This is a genomic window from Noviherbaspirillum sp. Root189, assembly GCF_001428545.1.
GTDB lineage: Bacteria > Pseudomonadota > Gammaproteobacteria > Burkholderiales > Burkholderiaceae_D > Noviherbaspirillum.
Genome location: NZ_LMHZ01000065.1, coordinates 1 through 4,007, shown reverse-complemented (window position 1 = coordinate 4,007; position 4,007 = coordinate 1). Strand labels below are relative to the sequence as shown.

Sequence of the window (4,007 nt, the reverse complement as noted above, 5' to 3'; positions counted from 1 at the left end):
TACCTCCACCGCTGCTCCGGTAGCTTCCGGCGGGAGCACTTCGCCGGGCGGGGCTTCCACCCGCTGGAACTACATCGCCTTATCACGGCGCACACCCCAAGCAGCCGATCCATTTGGTTTAGAATTTCTGCGCGCCCCTCGGGCATCGAGGGGACCTTCGCCGCCAGCATCATCTAAATCAATCCTCGTTGAAAGACACGCGGCGAATCGACAGTCAGTAGTGCTTACTTCGGTCGCGGCACAAACCCTCTTCCCGTTCCCACGGTTTACCAAGCCCCCCGCCAGTCGACTTTCCGTACCTCCATCACCGCATCCTCCAGAGCGAAAGCCAGCACCCGATCCAGCCCTACCAACAGTACGCTCTCGCCGTAGTTCAGCACGAGGTCACGGGGATCATGGTCCAGCGTTAGCCATAGCGAGCCTCCGGCGCTGGCTACCATCACCGGACGCGCGGGCGGCAACTCCAGAACGGTCCCTCGCAACATGGTGAACCTTCCGCCGTGATCGATTTTCATAGGCTTTTGGCGGGCGCCGCTAGCGGCCGCGGGTTGTGCGCTACCCACACCAGCAGCGCCAGGAGTTCGCAGCCAGCACCAATCCACCCGAGCAAAGTGGGCGAACCGAATCCCAGGGTCAGCGAACCGATGAATGCACCAGTCGATACGCCCAGGTACAGGACTGAACCTTGCAGCGACAGAACGATCGGTGCAGCTTGAGGAGCGATCTGCATTAGATTTAGCTGCTGGGCGGCGGGCAGTTGCCATCCGACCAGTCCCCACAACACCATCAGCAGCACTGCGGCCGTCGCGCTGAAATTGACGCTCCACGTCGGGCCGGTAGCCAGCGCCCCGAGAGCCGCATAAATCAGGGTAATCAACAGCAAGGCCCGCTGGATAACCAACCGCGCCCCAAAACGATCGGACAAGTGACCGCCAGTGAGACTGCCAACGACGGCCGCTGCACCGAAGACTGCCAGCACCAGCGGCAAGTTATCTGCGAGCAGTGGGCCAGCAATCGCATGCATCAAGGGCGACAAGTAGGTGTACACGCAATAGCAGCCTGTGAAGGTCAACCAAGTGACAACCAGGGCGTACGCAATGGGCGGCGTTCGCAGCCATGCCAAACGCTGGGCGATGCTGGCCGCCGGTACCGCGGGCTGGGCTGGCCGCGGGCGGAACAGACCAAGCAGAGCGACGAGTGACAGCACGGCCACGAGCACGAATGTGGCGCGCCAGCCGAAGGCGTGACCAATTTGCGCGCCGATCGGCACGCCTATCGCGGTGGAAACCGCCACTCCCGCCATCACGAATGCGAGTGCACGGCCGCGTCGCTCTTGCGTAACGGCGGCACCGGCCCAAGCGGCGGCGGCGGGTGTGAAGGTGCCCGCAGACAAACCAAGGATCAAACGGGCAGCCAGCAAGCCAGCAAAGCCCGGCGCTAGTGCGGCGGCGACGTTACCCAACACGAAGAGCGCCATTGCCCAGCGCATTACTGTCTGGCGTTGCCAGGGAGCGGTGAGCGTGGCCATGACCGGTGCCGACAACGCGTAGATCAGCGCGTAAGCGGTGACTAAATGGCCAGCCATTGAGGGCGATACCCCAAGGTCACGCGACATCTCGTCCAGCACGCCGGCGATTACGAAACCCTCGGTGCCTATTGCAAAGGTGCCAAGGGCAACCCAAAATAAGTTCTTGTACATATGCATGCCCTCAGGTGGAACGGCGGGAGACGACGAGGCGCGAGATGAATACCTGTACCAGTTCGTCACGCTGGTTGAAAGTCTCGCCACGGATGACTACGATGGCGCGTTCAGGTCGGCTCTTGGATGGCGTGATTTCCGTGACCTCGCTTACTAAGCGCAGCGCGTCGCCAGGACGCGTGGGCTGCTTCCAACTTAATTCGCTGCCGGCACCTATGGTGCCTTCCGCCAGACGCGGTCCGCCGCCACTCAAGTAGAGCTTCATCGTCAGTGCGGCGACGTGCCAGCCGCTCGCAGTCAGACCACCGAAGAAGGTGCTTTTCGCACGTTCAGGGTCGCTGTGAAAGGGTTGCGAATCGAACTGGCGAGCGAATTCAATAATCTGTGCCTCGTCCACGATGTGCTCCCCGCTTTGAAAGCGTTGGCCAACAGCCAAATCTTCGAGGTAGAGACCGTCTGGATAAACGGAAGCCTTATTTGTATACATGTACTTCTCCAAACCTACTAGTAGGTAGGTGAACGGGTTAAAAAAATGCCGCCTCGGTTGTGAGCCTTGGCGGTGGGTTAGATAGAAAGCGTATGTTGAACCTGGGTCATGATTTCTTCGAAATCCTCCACGCGGCCAGTCATGCGAGCCGTGATCAAGGCGCCTTGGCAACTTGCGTATACATAACTAGCCAACGGACTTGTACACTTGCCAGTCGGCAGCATCGCGCCAAGTACCCCGGTAAGCCATACCACTTGCTCCGCACGGATCTCTCGCACGGCTTCGCGTAATTCGTCTTCAATGCAGTCCCATCCGGCAATAAATGAGCCTCCAGGGCAAATTCTCTCACCTGCCCGGATGTCATTCCGGTACATATGGATGTAGGCGTCGAATTGGTCCACCGGCGTTCGGTCTGCAACTGATTGCGCCCAGCAGCGGAAAGCCTCCTTCGCCACTCTTAGCACTTCGGTGCCGAGGGCCTCCTTACTTGGAAAATGGTGGTACAGACTGGGCTTGCGAACGCCGACGGCAGCGGCTACATCCTGGAAGCTAAACCCTAGATACGAACGGGTCTGGATAAGTCGGCGCGCCGCCGTCAACACCTGTTCGCGGGTGCCGCCATGCGATGCGTCGATAAAGGAAGATTTAGGCAGAGCACGTCGAGTCATCTACCTACTGTAAGGTAGTCTCCAGCCCATGTCAAGTCGTCATGTACCAAGGAGCTGGGCGAGTGACTGCAGATCTACTACCGCCGGCCGAGGGAACCGCCGGCGGGCAACTATGCTTGGTCACTCTTTCTGTTCGCGCCCTCCTGCGTAGAGGAACACATGCTCCGATGCCCGCTATTGGCCGGTCAGCGTCTGCCGATGTCGAACACTGACCGGCGGCTATACGTCATACTTCAGTCTGCTCTGCGATCTCCAGCGCATCATCGACCTCGATGCCCAGATAGCGAACTGTGCTCTCCAGCTTCGTATGGCCAAGAAGTAACTGGACTGCCCTCAAGTTCTTCGTGCGCCCGTAGATCAAAGTGGCTTTCGTCCTCCGCATCGTATGTGTACCGTACCCAGTCGACTCCAACCCGATCGACTCAATCCAAGCATCAACAATGCGCGCATACTGACGTGTCGATAAATGGGGAGAGGTTGAAATATGGCTTGGAAATAGGAAGTCATTGCAGCTCAGTTGGGTACATTGAATCCAGGCCAGAACCGAGCTTCGCGTCTGCTCGGTAATTTCAAACTGCACGGGCCGCTGGGTTTTCTGTTGCATTACGATGGCACGCGGAAGTACTCGACTACCTTGCGTGACGTCGATGACGCGGAGGCTAAGCAGGTCGCAGCCGCGAAGCTTGCTATTGATTGCCAGATTGAACAAAGCCAGATCGCGGGTACGATTCTCCAGTTGCAGCCGGATGCGTATGGCCCAGATTTCCTTCAACTTCAGGGGTGCTTTCTGACCGATGAACTTGCCTTTGTTCCATGGCCAATGGTAGCGGGCTGAGCTTGGTGGGCATTCATGACCGTCTCCTTCTGTAAATGAAAGGAGACTCATTCTGCTCCACCTATTACCGACGTTCCGCGACCCACAACCGACACTCGTGCACGCGAGATCGGTGGTCCTCGGGGGACACTGAAGGTGTCGCCGACACCACAAGACAGTAGGCTATCCGTTTGTGCCGGTGAATCTCTACCGTTCAGATGCCATCTGTTTATCTTTGATCGGTGACCGGCCGAACATTCTGGTGTATTCCCGGCTGAACTGCGAGGAGCTTTCGTATCCCACCTCGAAAGCGACTTGGCTCAAGAGTTTGCCTTTGGA

General features: G+C 58.4%; 6 protein-coding genes. All 6 read right to left on the bottom strand.

Annotation, left to right across the window (positions count from 1 at the left end):
• Window positions 1-266: 266 nt before the first annotated feature.
• On the bottom strand, window positions 267-515 hold the full coding sequence (locus ASE07_RS29350; RefSeq protein WP_057293499.1) for a DUF2917 domain-containing protein: 249 nt from the start codon (window positions 513-515) through the stop codon (window positions 267-269).
• Entirely contained in the window at window positions 512-1,699 is a 1,188-nt protein-coding gene (locus tag ASE07_RS24820) for an MFS transporter (protein WP_057293498.1), read from the bottom strand. The genes ASE07_RS29350 and ASE07_RS24820 overlap by 4 nt, the downstream gene beginning before the upstream one ends.
• A 10-nt stretch (window positions 1,700-1,709) precedes the next feature.
• Entirely contained in the window at window positions 1,710-2,186 is a 477-nt protein-coding gene (locus ASE07_RS24815; protein WP_057293497.1) for a MaoC family dehydratase, read from the bottom strand.
• Window positions 2,187-2,263: 77 nt separating this feature from the next.
• Window positions 2,264-2,854, bottom strand: coding sequence for a TetR/AcrR family transcriptional regulator (locus ASE07_RS24810; RefSeq protein ID WP_057293496.1), 591 nt, complete (start codon window positions 2,852-2,854; stop codon window positions 2,264-2,266).
• Between the two features lie 226 nt (window positions 2,855-3,080).
• Window positions 3,081-3,740, bottom strand: a complete 660-nt coding sequence (locus ASE07_RS24805) for a tyrosine-type recombinase/integrase (protein ID WP_082584462.1) — start codon at window positions 3,738-3,740, stop codon at window positions 3,081-3,083.
• Between the two features lie 135 nt (window positions 3,741-3,875).
• Window positions 3,876-3,992, bottom strand: a complete 117-nt coding sequence (locus ASE07_RS29155; protein ID WP_268793469.1) for an AraC family transcriptional regulator — start codon at window positions 3,990-3,992, stop codon at window positions 3,876-3,878.
• Between the last annotated feature and the right edge of the window lie 15 nt (window positions 3,993-4,007).

Coding starts and splice junctions, on each gene's coding strand:
- ASE07_RS24815 (WP_057293497.1), bottom strand. CDS start 2,186: ATGTATACAAATAAGGCTTCCGTTTATCCAGACGGTCTCTACCTCGAA.
- ASE07_RS24805 (WP_082584462.1), bottom strand. CDS start 3,740: ATGAGTCTCCTTTCATTTACAGAAGGAGACGGTCATGAATGCCCACCA.
- ASE07_RS29350 (WP_057293499.1), bottom strand. CDS start 515: ATGAAAATCGATCACGGCGGAAGGTTCACCATGTTGCGAGGGACCGTT.
- ASE07_RS24820 (WP_057293498.1), bottom strand. CDS start 1,699: ATGTACAAGAACTTATTTTGGGTTGCCCTTGGCACCTTTGCAATAGGC.
- ASE07_RS24810 (WP_057293496.1), bottom strand. CDS start 2,854: ATGACTCGACGTGCTCTGCCTAAATCTTCCTTTATCGACGCATCGCAT.